Annotated in this window: 1 protein-coding gene; it reads left to right on the top strand. The window is 62.2% G+C overall.

Annotation, left to right across the window (positions count from 1 at the left end):
• The coding region (locus tag HV793_RS31015; RefSeq protein WP_175214478.1) for an IS3 family transposase at positions 1-603 on the top strand (603 nt) is incomplete at both ends.

Here is a 603-nt window from a genome sequence, read left to right as displayed (position 1 = left end):
ATGCCGGGCCTTGCACGTCAGCCGCAGCGGATATTACGACTGGCAACGTCGTGAACCCTCGGCAAGGCAGCAAGAGGACGTCAAGCTGCTCGCGGCCATCGAGCAGACCCATCAGACCTGCCGGCAAGTGTATGGCGCGGAAAAGACCTGGCGCGCGCTTAACGCCAACGGCGTGGCGTGCGGCAAGCATCGCGTCGCAAGACTGCGACGCCAGGCCGGCATCGAGGCGCTGCGCAAGCAGCGGTTTCGTCGGCTGGAGAAGCATTCGCTGCTGGGGCCAGCCCCGAACCGCCTGCAACGTCAGTTCACCGTGCAATGTCCCAATAAAGTCTGGGTGGGCGACATAACGGTTGTACCAACACGGACAGGCTGGCTATATCTGGCCGTACTGCTGGATCTCTACTCTCGGTCGGTGATCGGCTGGAGCATGGCGGAGAAGGCCGACCGCAGGTTGTTGGTTCATGCACTTCAAATGGCCCTAGCCCGGCGCCGTCCCGATCCTGGACTGTTGCACCACAGCGATCGCGGTGCGCAGTACAGTTCGGCAGAGTACCGAGGCATGCTTAAGGACCACGGCATCATCATCAGCATGAGCGCCAAGGG

It is taken from the genome of Achromobacter aegrifaciens (genome assembly GCF_902859965.1).
Lineage (GTDB): Bacteria > Pseudomonadota > Gammaproteobacteria > Burkholderiales > Burkholderiaceae_B > Achromobacter > Achromobacter aegrifaciens.
The sequence above is the reverse complement of the archived record's forward strand: the minus strand, read 5'-3'. Positions and strand labels throughout refer to the sequence as shown.